Genomic DNA, 18,772 nt, shown 5'->3' with positions numbered 1-18,772 from the left:
AAATCTTAGCCCTTAAAACAATTTGCAACTTATTTTCAAGACGTATTTATTTTCACCGTTAAGCTTTTTCTTAATCAACTTATTCGCTCCCAAACGCAGCCATTCTTCCTTAAGAGCGGCTGCGTTTGAGTGCTAACCATACCAGCAGGAATACGCTATGCGATTCACGATTATTTCGACAAAACCTGGCCATCAGCCACCCCTGAGTAGCTTCGAATTTTATGCGCCCGGTGGCACCATTGGTCGCGGAACGGATAACAATCTGGTGCTGCCGGATAACGACCGCACGATTTCTCGCCTGCAGGCTATTGTCCATGTGGATGCCCAGGGCGAGTGCCACATCACCAACCGGGGCAGCGTGACCCGTGTGGCGCTGAATGATATTCCCCTGGAGCGCGGACGCCAGGTCGAGCTGCAGGATGGCGACATCCTGGGTATTGATGATTACCGCATCGAGGTCACCAGCCTGCAACAGCAGGCTGCGCCGGTAAGTCGTCCGGCAGCAGTGGTTACGCCGCCGCCGCCGAAACCTGCCGCCGCGCCAGCGCCCGCATCGAAGCCGGCCAGCGACTCTGCGCAAACGGACGCCGCACCTACGGCGGTGCCTACTGAGATTTGGGACAGCCTGATGCAGGAGTTCTCTATCTCCGACAGCATCTCAAGCAGCCGCGCCAGACCGCAGCCTGCTGAATCTCACGATCCGTTCTCGCAGCCCAAGGAGCCGGAACGCAACGCCGAGGATCCGCTGGCGATGTTCCAGAACAGCGATCCCCAGCTGGAGCGTAAAAACGTTAATACCGACTCGCTGTTCAGCGACGAGGCGCTGTTTAAAAGCGACAGCATTTTCAATGACGCTACGCCCAGCACGCTGGTGCCGCCTAAAGAGAGCGAGCCTTCGCTGCCAAAAGAGGAGCCGAAGGATGAACTCGATCCGTTGGCGCTGTTCGGCGGCTCTGCCAGCGCACCTGCCGCGCGTAATGACGATCCGCTTGGGCTGATGGGCGGCGCGCCGCTCACCCATCCTGACGATCTCTCTTCGAAAGACGAACTGTCGGCTAAAAACAGTCTGTCGCCCAAAGACGATCCACTGGCTAAGAGCGATGCGCCTGCTGAAGATAACGATCCCCTTGGCCTGATGGGCGGTGCGCCGCTGACCGCTGCACCTGAGCAGAAGCCTGAACCTGAATTGACGTCAAAGCCTGAAACCGTAGCGCCGCTGGCCCAGACGCCTGACGATGCCGATCCACTGGCCAATTCGCCGCTGTTTGCCGCCGAGCCGCTGCCGGAAGCGCCGCATGCTGAACCTGACATGCCAGCCGAAGAGCCAGATCGCCAGGACTACGCGGGCTTTACCATGCCTACGCCGCAGGCGGTTGCGCGCACGCAAATGCAGACGCCAAAAGGCCGCCTGCGTATCGATCCGGTGCAAAACGCCGCCTCTGCGTCCTCGTCCCAGCACCAGCCTGCTCGGGGCGACGTACTGCAGGGCGAATTACTGGAAGCCCTGCTGGAAGGGATGGGCCTTGGCGATATGCAGCCGACGCCGCAGTTCGACCGGGAAAATATGCGCCAGCTCGGGCAGATGCTGAGTATGTTCTCTCAGGGAACGGTGGCGCTGCTCTCGTCGCGATCGATCCTCAAGCGCGGCGTGAAAGCGGACATGACCATGGTGCTGGACGACGCCAACAACCCGTTCAAGCTGCTCCCTTCCGGGAAAACGGTGCTGATGCAGATGTTTGGTACCCGCATGCCGGGCTTTATGCCGCCGAAGAAATCAGTGCGCGATGCGCTGATCGATCTTCAGGCGCACCAGCTGGGCATGATCTCCGGCATCCGCGCCATTATCGCCGCTATGCTGCAATCCTTTAACCCGGAGCAGCTCGAAGAGCAGGCGAAGCTGGATGGCGTGACGTCGCGTCTGTCCCTGCCGGGCAGCCGTAAAGCCGCACTGTGGGACTACTTCGTTCGCACCTACGGCCAGACGGCAGGCGAGATTGAAGATGACTTCCATACCCTGTTTGGCGAAGCCTTCCTGCATGCCTATGACATGGAGGTGAATCAGTACAAAGACTCACAAAGCGGATCGGAAGAAGAATGAATATCGCAACGGCCTCTCTCTCCCGCCAGGGAACGCGCGCCAGTAACCAGGATCAGACGGGAGAAAACATCGGGGAACGCGCGGCCTGCTTCGTGGTGTGTGACGGTATCGCAGGCCTGCCGGGCGGCGACGTCGCGGCTGAGCTTGCCCGCAACAGTATCATCTCGCGCTTCGACGGCGATAAGCACCTGAACGCACAAGAAATTCCCGACTATATTCAGCAGGCGAACCGCGCCATTCTCAGCGAACAGCAGGCGGTGCAGGACTACCGCCGGATGGGCACCACGCTGGTCAGCCTGTTTATCGATCGTGACTACAAGCTGGCCTACTGGGCGCACGCGGGCGACAGCCGCCTCTACCTGTTTCGTCGCGGCTGGCTCTCTCACGTAACCACCGACCACAGCCTGATCCAGCAGATGAAAGATGCCGGGCACCAGACGGATAACATCAACAGCAACCTGCTCTATCTGGCGCTGGGCATAGAGAACGGCGGCCCGGAGGCGAGCTACAGCGACGTCGTTCCGGTCGAGGATGGCGATGTCTTTCTGCTGTGCACCGACGGCTTCTGGCACGGCGTTAGCGAAGAGCAGATGAAGCAGTCGCTGCATATGGTCAACACGCCCCAGGAGTGGCTGACCTTAATGCAGCAGCTCATTCAAAAAAACAGCGAAAGCGAGGGAAGCGCTCAGGATAACTACACCGCCGTGGCGGTATGGATGGGCAGCCCTCAGGACACCACCTTGCTGCATACGCTCTCTGATGCAGCTCAGTTTTTCCCCCTCCGGGATTGATTAGGCACACAAGGACTTATATGAAACTTTGGCTATCGGGTTTGGCGCTTCTGGCTGTCGCGGGCACCGCACAGGCTGAAAACTATCGCATCGTGCAGTCGCCTTCACAAAAGCTGGATATCTGGATAGACGATATCAAGGACAAAACGCCGCAGAGCTGGTGTAAGCAAGACGTCGCGTTACGCATCGTGGCGAACGGCAATAAAGAGGTCTCAATACTCGACAGCTTTATGCCTCGGCTGGGCGCGCTGCTGGAAAACCAGTGCGGCAAGCTGCAGCAGCTGTCGTGGACGCTGAACGATCCTGCGGGTGCCACGCTGGCTCAGGGTACGGCGAATAAAAACAAGGAGTGGGCGGTCACAGTCGCGCAGACGCAGCCGCAGGTAACCGCAGCCACTAACGATGCGCTGGTCCCGCCTGCCGTTAATCCGGAAACGCTCTCGGTCGCGGCGGATCGCACGCCGTGGCAGGAGTTTACGCTGCAAAACGGCTGTCATCTGCGTACCTTCTGGCAGGGCGGTGCGGCCGCACCGGCGCTGTTTATTCCGGCATCCGGCACGGCGAGCTGTGAAAAAGGCAGCTGGCTGAGCGGTCATGCTGTAATGACGCAGGCCAGCAGCAGCGGGCAGCAGGAGACTCCGGTGACCTATGTTCACGGCTTCCCGGTCACTGGCCTGAGCGACAGCGTTAATGCGGACGATGTACTCATCACTTCCGTGAATAAAGAGCGCATGGTTTTCAGCACCAAAGGTAGCGAGCAGAGCTGGATGATCCTGCCTTACGACAGTGCCCTTAACAGCTGGAAGAGCGAGGGTACGGTGGTGGTGCAGGTCTCTCAGGAGCTGGCCAGCGACGATGCGCAACTGCAGACGCGTTTGCAGGCCGTGAAGCAGCTCTGGACCCCGTGGTTGGCCCCTAATGCCACGCTCAAAATTGTCCTGGTCGATGCGCTGCGCCCGCAGCTGCGTGATCCTGCGGTCGGTGCCTGGCGCGCCGCGAACTAAGGAGCCGCTATGAATACGCTTTATCAACATCTGGGTAATGAGTCGATTAATGACGCCCTGCTGCGCCTGGAAACCGAGATCAAATCCCGTCCGGCGGATGCCGATCTGCGCGCCGCGTTTGTTCAGTTTTTGGCCCTGAGCGGTAACTGGACGCGGGCGATAACCCAGCTGAAAAGCTGGCTGGCAATGAAGCCACAGGCGAAGCCTACCGTGACGCTGCTTGAGCAGGCCATGCAGGGGGAACTGCAGCGTGCCCAAGTTATGGCAGGCCTGGCGCGTCCGTCAATGCCGGATACGCAGTGGCCCTGGCTGGCTACGCTCGCCTCGGCGCTGGCTGAAACCGGGGAGCGCGCCCGGACGCTACGCCTTGAGGCGCTGGAGCAGGCAGAGGCCAGCGCTGGCCTGCTTACGTTTGATAACGAAGAGACCCAGGCCTTTGCATGGCTGATGGATGGCGACGCGCGCCTGGGGCCGGTCTGTGAAACTATCCTCAACGGCCGCTATTTCTGGCTGCCCTTTAGCGCCATCGAAGAGATCCGTTTTCAGGCTCCGGCCAGCGTCACCGACCTGGTGTGGCGTCACGCGCTGGTTCGCCTGACCGATGGCACCGAGCAGGTCTGCCAGCTTCCAGCGCGCTATCCGTTTGAGTCCGATGCGGCTGACGACGTCAAGCTGGGTCGGGCGACTGAATGGCTGCCGCTTGATAACGACGGCGTGCTGTATCAGGGGCTGGGTCAGAAGGCGTGGCTTAGCGACCAGAGTGAAAGCCCGCTGCTGTCACTCAGCCTGATTACCTTTACGGCAGGCAGCGAGCATGAATAAGCCCGAAGGCGATCTGCTGCGCAGCGGCTGGCAAGCCCGCAGCAAGCAGGAGAGAGTGGGCGCGCGCGACAAGATGCAGCCCTCGCTGCTGGATCGCCTGACGGACAACGATCCCGGAAAGCAGCGGGAGCCAGCAAACAGCAATTTTATTACCCACTCGGCTTTGCGCCAGCAGGTGCTGCGCGACCTGCAGTGGCTGTTTAATACCATCAACCAAGATTCGTCCCACGATCTCAGCGCCTTGCCGGAAGTGCGCCGCTCGGTGGTGAATTTCGGCGTTGCGCCGCTGGCGGGTAAACGGATGTCGGATATCGAATGGCACGATATCCAGCGCAAGTTAACCGAGGCGATCGTTAACTTTGAGCCGCGCATTATGGCGCAAGGGCTCCAGGTGCGTTGCATATCCGACACGGCGTCACTCGATCTGCACAACGTGCTGTCGATAGAGATCAAAGGACGCATGTGGTGCGTACCGTACCCGTTGGAGTTTCTGTTTCGCACGGATGTCGATCTGGAAAACGGTCATTTCGAACTTAAAGATGCGGGGTAACTATGGAAAGTAAACTGCTTGAGTACTACAACCGCGAGCTGGCCTATCTGCGGGAGATGGGCGCAGAGTTTGCCCAGCGCTACCCCAAGGTGGCCGGGCGGCTGGGGATGCAGGGTATTGAGGTAGCAGATCCGTATACCGAGCGCCTGATGGAAGGCTTTGCTTTTTTGACCTCCCGCGTACAGCTCAAAATGGATGCCGAGTTTCCGCGTTTCTCCCAGCGCCTGCTGGAGATGCTGGCCCCCAACTATCTGGCTCCTACGCCGTCCATGGCCATCGCCGAGCTACAGCCCGACAGCGGGCGGGGCGATTTGAGCAACGGATTTATCGTGCCTCGCGGCACCATGATGGACAGCCTGGCGCTGAAAAAGAGTGGGGTCACCTGTAGCTATACCACGGCGCATGATGTCAACCTGCTGCCGCTGAAAATCGACAGCGTTGAGCTGGGCGGCGTGCCTGCGGATCTGCCTCTTGCCCAGCTTGGCCTCAGCCAGCGGGGGATCACCAGCGCCCTGCGGATCCGCATCGCCTGCGACGGCCCGCAGCACCTGGGTCATCTCAACTTTGATCGGCTGGATTTCTTCCTGAGCGGCCCCGACATCGAAGCGCTGAAGCTGCTGGAGCTGGTTATGGAGCACCACGTTGGCGTTGTCTGCCAGACCGTAGGCCTACACCCGCAGCGTCAGCAGCTGCCGGAAAACGCCCTGCGGCAGGAAGGCTTTGACGCCGACCATGCGCTGCTGCCAGAGGATCTGCGCAACTTTGACGGCTACCGGCTGCTTCAGGAGTACTTTGCTTTCCCGGCGCGCTTCCGCTTTATCAGCCTGAGCGGGCTGGGCAAGCTGATTAGCCGCTGCGAAGCAGAGCATGCGTTTGATATTTTCATCCTGCTGGATAAAACCGACGAGCAGCTGGAGCGGGTCGTGGACGGCAGCCATCTGGCGATGCACTGCACGCCGGTGATCAACCTCTTCCCGAAGGTGGCTTCCCGCCAGAAGTTGAGTGATAACCAGCACGAATGTCATCTGGTGGTCGATAATATCCGTCCGCTGGATTATGAAATCTATGCGGTAAACAAGATTTACGGTAGCGCCGACGGCCAGCGTGACGATCAGACGTTTCGTCCGTTCTGGAGCACCTGGAGCCAGGATGCAGGCAACTACGGAGCCTACTTCTCCCTGCGCCGCGAGCAGCGCGTGCTGTCCGAACATGCGCTGCGCTACGGCACTCGTACTGGCTACACCGGCTCGGAAGTGTTTGTCTCGCTGGTAGATGAGCAGCATGCGCCGTGGCAGGAGAGCCTGCGCTATATCACCGCCGAGGTGCTCTGTACCAGCCGCGATCTGCCGCTGATGCTCCAGCAGGAGCTCGGCCAGTTTATCCTGTCCGATTCGATGCCGGTGAAAAAGCTGAGCCTGCGTAAAGGCCCCACGCCGCCGCGTCCGGCGCTGGCAGAGGGCTTCAGCACCTGGCGGCTCATCAGCCAGCTGCAAATGAACTACCTGAGCCTGATGGACAGCGAAAACGAAGATGGCGCCGCCGCGCTGCGCCAGCTTCTCGGGCTGTATGCGGGCCTGGCCGAAGCGCCCATTGCTCGCCAGATCGAGGGCGTTCGCCACTGCGTGCTGGAGCCGGTGCATCGCCGCGTGCCGGAGCCAGGGCCTATCGTTTTCGCCCGCGGCATCGGCATTACCCTGACGGTGGACGAGCAGGCCTTCTCCGGCTCCAGCCCGTGGCTGTTTGGCAGCGTGCTGGAGCGCCTTTTCGCCCGGCTGGTCTCCATCAACAGCTTTACCGAGTTCACGCTTAAGAGCCAGCAGCGGGGCGAGATTGGCTACTGGGCACCGAGAATGGGCAAAAGGGCGCTGATATGAGTGAAACCGTGACTACGCTACGGCAGGTTCATCGCCTGACGCCGTTGCCGGAGAGGTTCTGGCGCGGGGTGATGGACGCGCCCTGGCGCTACGATCTGTTCCAGCTGCTGAGACGCGTTGACGCCCAGGGGGGCGAGCGTTACCCGCTGGGCCGCGCGCCGCTGCCCAAATTTGAGCCGCTCCGTATCGGCCAGCAGCCCTCCATGAGCTTTGCCCCCTCCACGGTGGCACAGGTTCGCCAGCGTGCGCAGAGCGGATTGCATGAGGTCTCTATCCTGAGCTTCGGCATGTTTGGCCCCAACGGCCCGCTGCCGGTGCATATGACGGAGTACGCCCGGGAGCGTATCCATCACCATCAGGACGATAGCCTGGCCGCGTTCGCCGATCTCTTTCATCATCGTCTAACGCTGCTCTTCTACCGCGCGTGGGCCGATGCGCAGCCCGCCGTGTCGCTCGATCGTCCTGACAATAAGCGTTTTGACCGCTACCTGGCGTCGCTTATCGGCATGGGGCAGCCGGGCCAGATGGCAAAAGGCAGCCTCAGTCCACACGCGCGCTTTACCCATGCCGGGCACTTGACGCGCCACAGCCGCGATCCGGAAGGGCTGGAGAAGATCCTGCGCAACTACTTTAAGGTGCCGGTAAAGCTGGCGATGAACGTGCCGCAGTGGATGCCGCTCTCCACCCGTGAGCAGGCGCAGCTCGGTGCGGGGCGACGCCTGCCCCGGCTAGGCCAGTCGGCGTTTCTTGGCGTGGCCGTCCGGGACGTGCAGCATAAGTTTCGTATCGAAATAGGCCCGCTGAGCGCAGAGGAGTATGACCGCTTTCTGCCTGGCGAAGACTGGGTAACGGAGCTGCGCGACTGGGTGCGCCAGTATCTTGGCCTGGAGTATCAGTGGGATACGCAAATTTTATTACGAGCCGATGCGGTACGCGGCGTGGCGCTCGGGGGAGGAGGTCGGCTGGGGTATAACACCTGGCTTGGACAACAGCCTCTGCCGATACCCCGCGGCGACCTGGTTTTTAGCGCAGAGCTCTGATTTTCGTCTCTGACGTCACACATCAATGTTATCAATGGAACCGAACATGTCAGAAATCAGCCGTGCCGTGCTTTTCGGCAAACTCGATACGCTGTTATTTACCTCGCTGGAAAGCGCTACCGCCTTCTGCAAGCTGCGCGGAAACCCGTATGTTGAGCTGGTGCACTGGCTGCATCAGCTTATGCAGCAGCAGGATGGCGATCTACAGCAGGTGATCCGCCACTTCTCTCTCGATGAGCCGCAGCTCACCCGCGATATCGTCGCCGCGCTGGATGCGCTGCCGCGTGGGGCCAGCTCGGTCTCCGATCTCTCTGAGCATATCGATAGCGCCGTTGAGCGCGCCTGGGTATACGGTTCGCTGACGTTTGGCGTAAGCCGTATTCGAGGCGGGCACCTGCTCATCGGCCTGCTTAAAACCTGGAACCTGGCGAACGTGCTGAAAAGCATCTCCGCCCAGTTTGGCCGTATCAACGTTGAGGTGCTGCTGGAGCAGTTCGACGCCATCTGCGCCCAGAGCAAAGAGACGCAGCAGGCCGCCGCTGCCGCAGAGGCACCCACCGGCGCGGTTCCCGCTGCGCAGGGCACCCTGGCGCAGTACGGTCAGGATCTGACGGCCCGCGCCAGAGAGGGAAAAATCGATCCGGTTGTAGGACGCGATGAGGAGATCCGCCAGATGGTGGATATTCTGATGCGCCGTCGGCAGAATAATCCGCTGCTGACTGGGGAAGCGGGGGTCGGTAAAACGGCGGTCGTGGAGGGGTTAGCGCTGCGTATCGCCGAGGGCGACGTGCCGGAGCCGCTGCAAAATATTCAGCTGTGGCTGCTGGATATCGGCATGTTGCAGGCGGGCGCGGGTATGAAAGGGGAGTTTGAGGCCCGGCTCCAGGCGCTGATCAATGAGGTTCAGTCCAGCGTGACGCCGGTGATCCTGTTCATTGATGAAATTCATACCCTGATTGGCGCTGGCGGCCAGCAGGGCACCGGCGACGCCGCCAACCTGTTAAAACCGGCCCTGGCGCGTGGTCAGCTGCGTACTATCGGCGCAACCACCTGGGCAGAATACAAAAAGTATATTGAGAAGGATCCGGCCCTGACCCGCCGTTTCCAGACGGTGCAGGTGCATGAGCCGGACGAGGCGAAAGCCGTACTGATGCTGCGCAGCACCGTCTCGCCGCTGGAGAAGCATCATCAGGTGCTGCTGCTGGATGAAGCCGTCAGCGCGGCGGTGAAGCTCTCCCATCGCTACATTCCCGCGCGCCAGCTGCCTGATAAAGCGGTCGCCTTGCTTGATACCGCCTGCGCCCGCGTCGCGGTCAGCCAGAGCGCACCGCCGGCGCAGCTTGAAGCCTGCCTGCGCCGCATTGCTGCCCTCGACGTCGAGATCGAGATTGCCGGACGTGAAGCGCGGGTCGGGGTCGGTGAAAGCGACCGGGTTGCGACCCTTCAGGCGGAGCGCGACCAGCAAGAGACCCAGCGCGAGGCGTTAAACCAGCGCTGGGAAGAGGAGCGTGGCCTGGTCAGGGAGATCATCCGCCTGCGCGCGGCGCTGTTTGCCGCCGAGGATGAGGAGACGACCGAACTGCGTAGCCAGCTCGCTGATCAGCAGCAGGCGCTGAAGACCTTGCAGGGCGATGCGCCACTGCTGTTCGCCGCCGTGGATGAGAACGTGGTGGCCGCAGTGGTCTCTGACTGGACCGGCATCCCGCTGGGGCGGATGGTGAAAAACGAGATCGACGCGGTGCTGAGCCTGGCCGATACGCTCAATCAACGGGTGATTGGCCAGCGTCACGGCCTGGAGCTGATCGCTCGCCGGGTACAGACCTCGCGTGCGAAGCTTGACGATCCCAACAAACCCATCGGCGTCTTTATGCTGTGCGGCCCCTCCGGCGTCGGTAAAACCGAAACCGCGTTGGCGCTGGCTGAGTCGCTCTACGGCGGCGAGCAGAACGTCATCACCATTAACATGAGCGAGTTCCAGGAGGCGCATACCGTCTCCACCCTTAAGGGCGCGCCTCCGGGCTACGTGGGCTATGGCGAGGGTGGCGTGTTAACCGAGGCGGTTCGCCGTCGCCCGTACAGCGTGGTGCTGCTGGACGAAATTGAAAAAGCGCATCCGGATGTGCATGAGATCTTCTTCCAGGTCTTTGATAAGGGCTGGATGGAGGATGGTGAAGGACGCCTGATTGACTTCCGCAACACCATTATCATCCTCACCTCCAATGTCGGCACGGATCTGATTAGCGCCATGTGTGCCGATCCGGAGCTGATGCCGGAGCCGGAGGCGCTGGGCGGCGCGCTGCGTCAGCCGCTGCTACAGGTCTTCCCGCCTGCGCTGCTGGGTCGCCTGCTGGTGGTGCCTTACTACCCGCTCAGCGACGATATGCTGGGCCAGATCGTTCGCCTCCAGCTTAAACGCATCCAGCGCCGTCTGGAGGAGAACCACGGCATTCATTCAGAATTTGACGACAGCGTGGTTGAGCAGATTGTTCAGCGCTGTACCGAGGTCGAGTCGGGCGGGCGTATGGTTGACGCCATTCTTACCAATACGCTGCTGCCGCAGATGAGCCAGATTTTACTCACCGCCAGCCGCAGTGATGAGCAGTATCAACGTCTGCGTGTCACCTGTGAGCAGGGCGAGTTTCACTGTCAGTTTGCCGTGTAACGCAATCATCAAGAGAACTGTTAAACATGATGGATAATGATAACAATCGGACTGTCCCAAACGCGCTGCCGGTCGGGTACCGTTTCAATGAGTTTGAGATAAAAGAGGTGATTGGCGGCGGTGGATTCGGCATCGTTTATCGTGCCTGGGACCACCAGCTTGAGCGCACTATCGCCATCAAAGAGTTCATGCCCGCCTCGCTTGCCGTGCGTGGCGATGACATGACCCTGGTGCTGCGCAGCGAGCGCTTCGGTAAGGCGTTTTCTGCCGGGCTGAACAGCTTTATCCAGGAGGCGCGCCTGCTGGCGCGCTTTAACCATCCTAACCTGCTGCACGTTCTGCGCTTCTGGGTCCAGAACGATACTGCCTACATGGGGACGCTGTTCTACAGCGGGACCACGCTCTCTCGTCTGCGCGAGCAGAAACCAGAGATGGTCAACGAGGCGTGGATCCGCCGCATGCTGCCGATGCTGTTTGGCGCAATCAAGACCATTCACGATGAAGGCTACCTGCATCGCGATATCTCCCTGGATAATATTCAGATCCAGGATAACGGCCTGCCGGTACTGCTCGACTTCGGCTCGGCGCGTCGCACCATCGGCAACCTCTCCGACGAGACGGAGACAATGCTGCGCCCGGGCTTTGCGCCAATTGAGCAGTACACCGATGACAACGAGAGCGAACAGGGGCCGTGGACCGATATCTACGCGCTGGGTGCCGTGATCCATACCCTGATCGCTGGTTCGCCGCCGCCGGTGAGCGTGGTGCGCTCGATTCAGGATACCTATAAACCGCTGGCCGAGCTGCAGCCGGCGGGCTATTCGCTCTCTCTGCTCCAGGCCGTGGACCGTGCGCTGATGCTGCGTATGGACGATCGCCCCCAGTCGATTGACGAATTTGCCGCCCTTATCGACATGCCCGTCGCGGGCATTGACGACGTGCTGAGCGCCAAAAAGCCGGGCACCATGCTGGTCCCGGTCGAGGAGACGCCGGAGCCGACCTCCGCCCTGGACTGGCGGCGCTACAAGGTTCCGGCCATTGGTGCCGCGGGAATTATCGTCGGTATCGTGGCGGGCGCGCTGCTGTTCAGCGGCAGCGACGATGAGACGCCCGAAACCGCCAGCGTCGATACCGCCGTCACCGCCCCGCCAGCACCGACCGAGGCTCCAACGGCCGTTACGGCAAATGAGGCTCCGGCCGCTGCGCAAACTCAAACCCCTCCGGCGGTGGAAAGCCCGCCACCGGCAGCGGTTGAAGCCGAGCCAATTGTGCTGGTTTACATTCGCATGCTGGAGGGGGAAACCTTGCAGATCAACGGCGAGTCAAAGGCGCTGCGCCCGGCGACCAACGGCTACGCCTCTCTTACCCTCCCGGCAGGGGAGTTCACTTTTGAACTGCAGGGGAGCGGTAAAACGCGCACGCAGACGCTGAACATTGCCAAGCCCGGCACGTGGCTGGTGAACCCGTAAACGCGGCGGAAGTCAGGGAAGGGTGACAGGACAAAGCCTATGTACAAAATTAAATTTATCTATCTTTATAGTGAAAAAGTGCGGCCCGCAATGTTCGATAAAATTATGCGGCCTTCGGTAGCCGGACAGTGGATTATGTCGGTACCGGAAAACTCGTTACGCTCGCTGTTTACGCGCTACGATCTGCTTCAGTCGATTAGCGGAGCCAACCCGAACCAGCCCGGGCGCAATACGCGAAAGATTATCGTGCGGGATCTGGATTTCGGCAGGCTGGTAGCGATTGATGATAGCACTCGGGGTTGGTCAGCGGCGACGGAGATGTTTTACATCAACGGTGAGGGCGAGCTTACGCTCGCCCCATCGGGGAAGGAGGGGTTGAGCTGGTCGTACTCGGTAAGCACCGTCATCGAACGCTACGAAACCATGGTGCGGACGTATGGAAGACCCCCGGCTACCGTGATCCCTGTCCAGCAGGTGGTAAAATCCAAAGCACCTCAGGTGGGACAGCAGGCAACACCTGGAAAAGACAATCAGACCTATGCCGCACAGCTTCAGGAGATGACCAAGGCCCAGCGCTGGCAGGCGCGAAAAGAGCTTATCGGCCAAGGCATTGCCAGCCCCTATCCAGATGCGCAAATTGCTGCCAAGCGGCTGGCAGCAAACAATATTGCCGTAGAAAAAGCGAAGCTTGCAGAGAACGTCTATAAAACCGTCGACCCGCTGAAAGCGACGCCGGGGGTGCCAGAAGGCTGGACGGATATCAGCAATGATGATGCAGTGCTGAAAAAGTTTGGCCTGGAAAAAGATATGCTTTTTGACAAAAATAAATCTCCAGACTTTCTATCGCGCCTTTATCAGCCGGATCCCAATGTTTTTGGTAATGATATGAACCCTACGCTGGTATTTAGGGGATCAAGGGCACCAGGATTGGCATCTGGAAAGGAGATAGTGACTTGGTTACGCTCTTGGTTCACCGATGAGGAAGGGGGAAAATTAATTGAAAACGGTGCTGACTGGGCGAACAACGGTGCTCAAGGTGTTGGGTTGAATTCTGAATATTATAAAAAAGCCGTACAATTAGGAGATAGATTGGCAAAGTCTGGACAAAATATTGACATTGCTGGACACTCGCTTGGTGGTGGACTGGCTTCGGCAACGTCAATTGCCAGTGGTAAACCCGGATGGACGTTTAACGCCGCCGGGTTAAACAGTGGCACTGTTGAAAAATACGGTGGAACTCTATTAGGTAACCCAGAAAATATCCAAGCCTACCGAGTAAATGGGGAACTCCTGACAAAAATTCAGGAAGTTAATCTTTCGGAGGACGCAGGTATCATCAAGGACTTTGGCCCCGGAGGTCTTCTCCTTAAAGAAGAGATATCAGCTCTAAGCCCAAATGCAGCCGGTATTCCACACGATTTGTCCGGTGGCGCGGGTGGAGCACTTGACCGGCACGGTATCGATCAGGCAATTCACTGCATTGAGCAGCAAAAAGACGAAGATATTTCGATAATTAGGAGCCGTGTGTGAAAACGTTTTTTTCATTCAGCCTCGCGCTGCTCTTTATGTTTATGATGCAAGGGTGTAAGCAGAATATGGATTTAAAATCACAGGATTACTTTAACGGTCAGCAGCTCGTGCTGGCAAAGGCAATTGAGAGCGGCGAAGTCGACGAGGTAAAAAAACTCGCGCCAGAAACCGATCTTAACAAACCGGGGCAAAAGGAGATGACACTTCTGTTCTGGGCGGTTATGAATGCGACATATGATAATAAAACGCCGTCCCAGTTAAAAATCATTACCGAATTGGTAAAAGCGGGGGCAGATCCGCTTCAGCCACGTCCTCAAGGGAAAAGTAGCCCGGCTGAATTTGTACTGCAGGGTGACAGTGCGGACTGGATAAATGCAATGCTTGACGGTGGTTTATCTCCTGACGCGAAAAGCAAAACGTTCAATAAACCTATTATATTTGACACGCTTGAAGCTAAAAATACCGAGACGCTAAAAGCAATGCTAGATCGAGGCGTTGATATCAATATTCCGGATACGTTAGGAAATACATTGCTGATTGATGCATTGGATTTTCACTCATACGAGCATGTCTTATTACTATTAGAACGTGGGGCTAATACGAATAGCCGGGACAGTAATGGCTGGACGATGGGTAATCAACTACAACGCTTTTTGAACCGGGCGAAGCCTGGCAGTGATGAATACCAGATCCTGACGAAGATAAAAGAGAAGCTGATTCAAAAAGGCGGTGAGTGGCCACCTTCGCCTCCCGTTCGACCAGCTGAGTAACTATGTTATTCGTTTTACAGATACTGTGATAACAGGGAGTGGTTAATGAAAGCACTATTTTCAGTGTGCCTCGCACTGATGCTTACTTTCATCGCGCAGGGATGCAGGCAGGGAATGGAGCTGAATCCACAGGATTACTTCAGCGGCCAGCAGCTCGTTCTGGCAAAGGCAATCGAGCGTGGTGAAGTTGACGAGGTAAAAAAACTCGCGCCGGAAACCGATCTCAACAAACCCGGACAGCAGGATATGACGCTGCTGTTCTGGGCCATTAGCAATGCCATAAACGATAAGAAAACAGCTCCCCGGTTAAAAATCATTACCGAGCTGGTGAAGGCGGGGGCAGACCCGCTCCAGCCTCGCCCAGCCGGTGGAAGCAGCCCGGCTGAGTTTGTCTTAAAAGGAGACAGTGGAGACTGGATCAGGGCAATGCTTGATGGTGGATTATCACCTGATGCAAGAGACAAAATTCATCATGAGCCTATTCTGTTCGAAACCATTAAAGCTAAAAATACCGAGACGTTAAAAGCGATGCTCGATCACGGAGCCAATATTAACGTTACAGACTCATTAAATAGTACTCTGCTGTTCGAAGCGTTAAATTATCACTCATACGATCATGTTCTCTTCCTGTTAGACCGTGGTGCGGACCCTGAAATTCGAGCACATAACGGCTGGAAAATGGGCAACCAACTACAACGCTTTTTGAACCGGGCGAAGCCTGGCAGTGATGAATACCAGATCCTGACGAAGATAAAAGAGAAGCTGATTCAAAAAGGCGGTGAGTGGCCACCTTCGCCTCCCGTTCGACCAGCTGAGTAACTATGTTATTCGTTTTACAGATACTGTGATAACAGGGAGTTGTTAATGAAAGCACTATTTTCAGTGTGCCTCGCACTGATGCTTACTTTCATCGCGCAGGGATGCAGGCAGGGAATAGATTTGAATCCGCAGGATTACTTCAGCGGCCAGCAGCTCGTGCTGGCAAAGGCAATCGAGCGTGGCGAAGTTAACGAAGTGAAAAAACTCGCGCCGAATACCGATCTTAACAAACCCGGACAGCAGGATATGACGCTGCTGTTCTGGGCCATTAACAATGCCATATACGATAAAAAGACAGCATCCCGGTTAAAAATCATTACCGAACTGGTAAAGGCCGGAGCAGATCCGCTCCAGCCTCGCCCAGCTGGTGGAAGCAGCCCGGCTGAGTTTGTCTTAAAAGGAGACAGTGGAGAGTGGATCAGGGCAATGCTTGATGGTGGATTATCACCTGATGCAAGAGACAAAATCCATCATGAGCCTATTCTGTTCGAAACCATTAAAGCTAAAAATACCGAGACGTTAAAAGCGATGCTTGATCATGGAGCTAATGTCGATATCACTGATTCACTAGGGAATACCCTATTAATTGAAGCATTCGATTTTGGCGAATACGACCATGTTTTGCTTTTACTGGAGCGTGGAGCCGATCCTGATTTCCGGGGTAAAGGTGGCTGGACAATGGGATATCAGCTGCAACGCTTTTTAGATAGGTCTAAAGCAAATAATGAACACTATCAAGATTTGATCAAAATTAAAGAAAAGCTGATTGAGCACGGTGGGAAGTGGCCGCCCGACCCCATTGAATAAATGAGAAATAAATTATGACCACAAGAGAAAAAGTCTTCTATTTCTGGGGCGTTATGGATGCGATCGGTATTGCCTGGTACATTATGGGGCCGATCTCGTCTCTGGAAAATATGTGGGCATCAGCGGCCGGTAACCTGGCTGTGGTGATCCTCTTTTTTGCCTCTGCCGGTCCCCTGGCGGGGCTGTTTTATCTGGCTTATATCATTACGCCATTTACGTTTTTCATCTCGGCGTGGCTTTTCTTCAAGAGAAGCGGGGCCGCCATCAAATTTGCCCTGGTTCAGGAAGTGCTGCGTTTTTTGACGTTCCGCTGTTCAATTGCGCTCTTCCCCTTACTTGCCGGGAAGGTAGGAATTGCAGGAGGCTGGATGAATATCTCTCTGCTGATCCTCTCTGAGGCACTAAAAATAGGATCGCTCATCTACGTGGCTAAAAAACACCCCATCAAGCGGGACGAGTCTGAATCGAAATAAAATTCAGGTACCAATTTGGGTAGGTTAATCTTGCCAGCACCTTTAATTTACCATCACATCATCTGCATCGCATAAACCGTATGGAATAAAGATTATGCTTAACCGTATCACTGTCCAGCTTCCCGTTGAGGGACTGCTTTTCTGGAAACTCTCTGGCCGTGAGGCGCTCTCAGAGACGTTCGCGCTAACGCTGACCCTGCTCGGTACCGATGCCCGCCTTGACCGCAGTACGCTGCTGGGCCAGCCGGTGACTATCACCATCCCGACGCAGAGCCTGCTGTCGCCGCGTTATATCAACGGCAAAATCACCAAGGTAGGCGTGAGCGCGGTCGAGCTGTCCGGGTCGCGCTATGCGGTATATGAGCTGATCGTTGAACCCGATCTGTGGCCAATGACGCGCGACCGCAACCTGCGCATCTTCCAGGGCCAGACGGTGCCGCAGATCGTTAAAACCCTGCTCGGAGAATGTCAGGTCAATATCGAGGATCGCCTGGTGTCCAGTTACCGGGTGTGGGAGTACTGCGTTCAGTATCAGGAGAGCAGCTTCGACTTCATCAGCCGCCTGATGGAGCTGGAAGGCATCACCTACTACTTTAAGCACGAAGCGGATCGCCACACGCTGGTGTTAACCGACTCCGCCACCCAGCATGAACCCTTTAGCGGCTACGAGATGATCCCGTACCACATGACGCCGTCGGGCGGCAGTACGGATGAAGAGGGCATCAGCCAGTGGGCGCTGGCCGACAGCGTAACGCCAGGCATCTACAGCCTTGACGACTACGACTTCCGCAAGCCGAACGCGTGGCTGTTCAAGGCCCAGCAGAACCCCACCTCGCCGAAGCCGGGCGGTATTGACGTCTACGACTGGCCGGGGCGCTTTGTTGAGCACGGCCACGGGGAGTTCTATGCCCGCATCCGCCAGGAGCGCTGGCAGGTGGAGCACCAGGAGATCCACGCCACCGCGACGGCAATGGGCATCGCGCCGGGCTATACGTTTGCCCTCCTGAATGCCCCCTTCTTCAGCGACAACGGGGAGTATCTCACTACGGCGGTACACTATCAGTTCGAAGAGAACCGCTACGCCAGCGGCGCAGACGGCTTTACCATTCACCGTATCGACTTCTCGGTCATCCCGACATCGGTGGTTTTCCGACCGGCGCAGGCTACACCCTGGCCGCGCACCTTTGGCCCGCAGACCGCACGCGTGGTCGGCCCGGAAGGCGAATCCATCTGGACCGATAAATATGGCCGCGTGAAGGTGAAGTTCCACTGGGATCGGCTGGCGAAAGGGGATGACACCAGCTCCAGCTGGATCCGCGTCTCCAGCGCCTGGGCAGGCCAGGGCTACGGTAGCGTGCAGATCCCGCGCGTGGGTGATGAGGTGGTGATCGACTTTATCAACGGCGATCCGGACCGGCCGATCATCACCGGTCGTGTCTACAACGAGGGCAGCATGCCGCCGTGGACCTTACCCGCTGCCGCCACGCAGATGGGCTTTTTCAGCCGCAGTAAAGACGGGCACAAAGACAATGCTAACGCCCTGCGCTTTGAGGATAAGGCCGGTGCAGAGCAGATCTGGGTGCATGCCGAAAGGAACATGGATACTGACATTGAAAACAGTGAAACCCACAGCGTCGGTGTCGATCGGACAAAAACCATCGGGCAGGATGAACACGTTAAGGTTAAGCGCAATCGCGACGTGAACGTCGGCGTGAACTCAACCAGCAATACCGGAAGCCAGCACAAGATTAACGTCGGTGAAAACCAAACCGTATTAACCATGGATAAAGACGGTAATGCCCTGCTGGAAGCCAATACCTCTATCAAGCTGAAGGTGAAGGATAACTATATTCTTATCACGCCGTCGACCATCGAAATTATCGTTGGTGAGGGTACGCTGAAGGCAGAGAGTATTACCGAAGCCTCCTTCAAAGGGACGGAGATGACCAAGCTGGGTGGCGGAAAAGATGGCGAGCTGAAAGTGAATGACACGCTTAATATCAGCGGAACCAACCTGACCGATATTAAAGGCGCTGTCGTTAAAATTAACAGCTAATTTCAGC

General features: G+C 57.4%; 15 protein-coding genes. All 15 read left to right on the top strand.

Annotated elements, in window-relative coordinates; translation table 11 throughout:
- Positions 1 to 157: 157 nt before the first annotated feature.
- Positions 158 to 2,098, top strand: coding sequence for a type VI secretion system-associated FHA domain protein TagH (gene tagH / locus EV102420_RS00755; protein ID WP_042387774.1), 1,941 nt, complete (start codon positions 158 to 160; stop codon positions 2,096 to 2,098).
- On the top strand, positions 2,095 to 2,889 hold the full coding sequence (locus EV102420_RS00750; RefSeq protein ID WP_042387772.1) for a PP2C family protein-serine/threonine phosphatase: 795 nt from the start codon (positions 2,095 to 2,097) through the stop codon (positions 2,887 to 2,889). The genes tagH and EV102420_RS00750 overlap by 4 nt, the downstream gene beginning before the upstream one ends.
- Positions 2,890 to 2,909: 20 nt before the next feature.
- Positions 2,910 to 3,893: a hypothetical protein gene (locus EV102420_RS00745; protein WP_042387770.1), complete on the top strand. Its 984-nt coding sequence runs from the start codon at positions 2,910 to 2,912 to the stop codon at positions 3,891 to 3,893.
- A 9-nt stretch (positions 3,894 to 3,902) separates the two neighbouring features.
- Complete coding sequence (locus EV102420_RS00740) at positions 3,903 to 4,715, top strand: type VI secretion system accessory protein TagJ (protein ID WP_042387767.1); 813 nt, start codon at positions 3,903 to 3,905, stop codon at positions 4,713 to 4,715.
- Positions 4,708 to 5,265, top strand: a complete 558-nt coding sequence (tssE, locus tag EV102420_RS00735) for a type VI secretion system baseplate subunit TssE (protein WP_042387766.1) — start codon at positions 4,708 to 4,710, stop codon at positions 5,263 to 5,265. The genes EV102420_RS00740 and tssE overlap by 8 nt, the downstream gene beginning before the upstream one ends.
- A 2-nt stretch (positions 5,266 to 5,267) precedes the next feature.
- On the top strand, positions 5,268 to 7,139 hold the full coding sequence (gene tssF, locus EV102420_RS00730; RefSeq protein WP_042387763.1) for a type VI secretion system baseplate subunit TssF: 1,872 nt from the start codon (positions 5,268 to 5,270) through the stop codon (positions 7,137 to 7,139).
- A complete protein-coding gene (gene tssG, locus EV102420_RS00725; RefSeq protein ID WP_042387761.1) occupies positions 7,136 to 8,179 on the top strand; it encodes a type VI secretion system baseplate subunit TssG in 1,044 nt (347 codons plus the stop codon). The genes tssF and tssG overlap by 4 nt, the downstream gene beginning before the upstream one ends.
- Before the next feature lie 46 nt (positions 8,180 to 8,225).
- The gene (gene tssH / locus EV102420_RS00720; protein ID WP_042387759.1) at positions 8,226 to 10,841 is read left to right on the top strand and encodes a type VI secretion system ATPase TssH; all 2,616 of its coding nucleotides are present in this window, start codon (positions 8,226 to 8,228) and stop codon (positions 10,839 to 10,841) included.
- A gap of 26 nt (positions 10,842 to 10,867) precedes the next feature.
- Positions 10,868 to 12,310: a serine/threonine protein kinase gene (locus EV102420_RS00715; RefSeq protein WP_042387757.1), complete on the top strand. Its 1,443-nt coding sequence runs from the start codon at positions 10,868 to 10,870 to the stop codon at positions 12,308 to 12,310.
- 39 nt (positions 12,311 to 12,349) lie between these two features.
- Entirely contained in the window at positions 12,350 to 13,840 is a 1,491-nt protein-coding gene (locus EV102420_RS00710) for a Tle-like phospholipase domain-containing protein (protein ID WP_042387755.1), read from the top strand.
- Positions 13,841 to 13,875: 35 nt separating this feature from the next.
- The gene (locus tag EV102420_RS00705; protein WP_042388579.1) at positions 13,876 to 14,610 is read left to right on the top strand and encodes an ankyrin repeat domain-containing protein; all 735 of its coding nucleotides are present in this window, start codon (positions 13,876 to 13,878) and stop codon (positions 14,608 to 14,610) included.
- A gap of 45 nt (positions 14,611 to 14,655) precedes the next feature.
- Positions 14,656 to 15,429 carry an ankyrin repeat domain-containing protein gene (locus tag EV102420_RS00700; protein WP_042387753.1) on the top strand — a complete coding sequence of 258 codons (774 nt, stop codon included), beginning with the start codon at positions 14,656 to 14,658 and terminating at the stop codon, positions 15,427 to 15,429.
- Positions 15,430 to 15,474: 45 nt separating this feature from the next.
- On the top strand, positions 15,475 to 16,236 hold the full coding sequence (locus EV102420_RS00695) for an ankyrin repeat domain-containing protein (protein WP_042387751.1): 762 nt from the start codon (positions 15,475 to 15,477) through the stop codon (positions 16,234 to 16,236).
- A 14-nt stretch (positions 16,237 to 16,250) separates the two neighbouring features.
- Positions 16,251 to 16,709: a hypothetical protein gene (locus EV102420_RS00690; RefSeq protein ID WP_042387750.1), complete on the top strand. Its 459-nt coding sequence runs from the start codon at positions 16,251 to 16,253 to the stop codon at positions 16,707 to 16,709.
- A gap of 94 nt (positions 16,710 to 16,803) precedes the next feature.
- The gene (locus EV102420_RS00685; RefSeq protein ID WP_042387748.1) at positions 16,804 to 18,765 is read left to right on the top strand and encodes a type VI secretion system Vgr family protein; all 1,962 of its coding nucleotides are present in this window, start codon (positions 16,804 to 16,806) and stop codon (positions 18,763 to 18,765) included.
- The last annotated feature ends 7 nt before the right edge of the window (positions 18,766 to 18,772 follow it).

It is taken from the genome of Pseudescherichia vulneris NBRC 102420 (assembly GCF_000759795.1).
Classification (GTDB): Bacteria; Pseudomonadota; Gammaproteobacteria; order Enterobacterales; family Enterobacteriaceae; genus Pseudescherichia; species Pseudescherichia vulneris.
The sequence above is the reverse complement of the archived record's forward strand: the minus strand, read 5'-3'. Positions and strand labels throughout refer to the sequence as shown.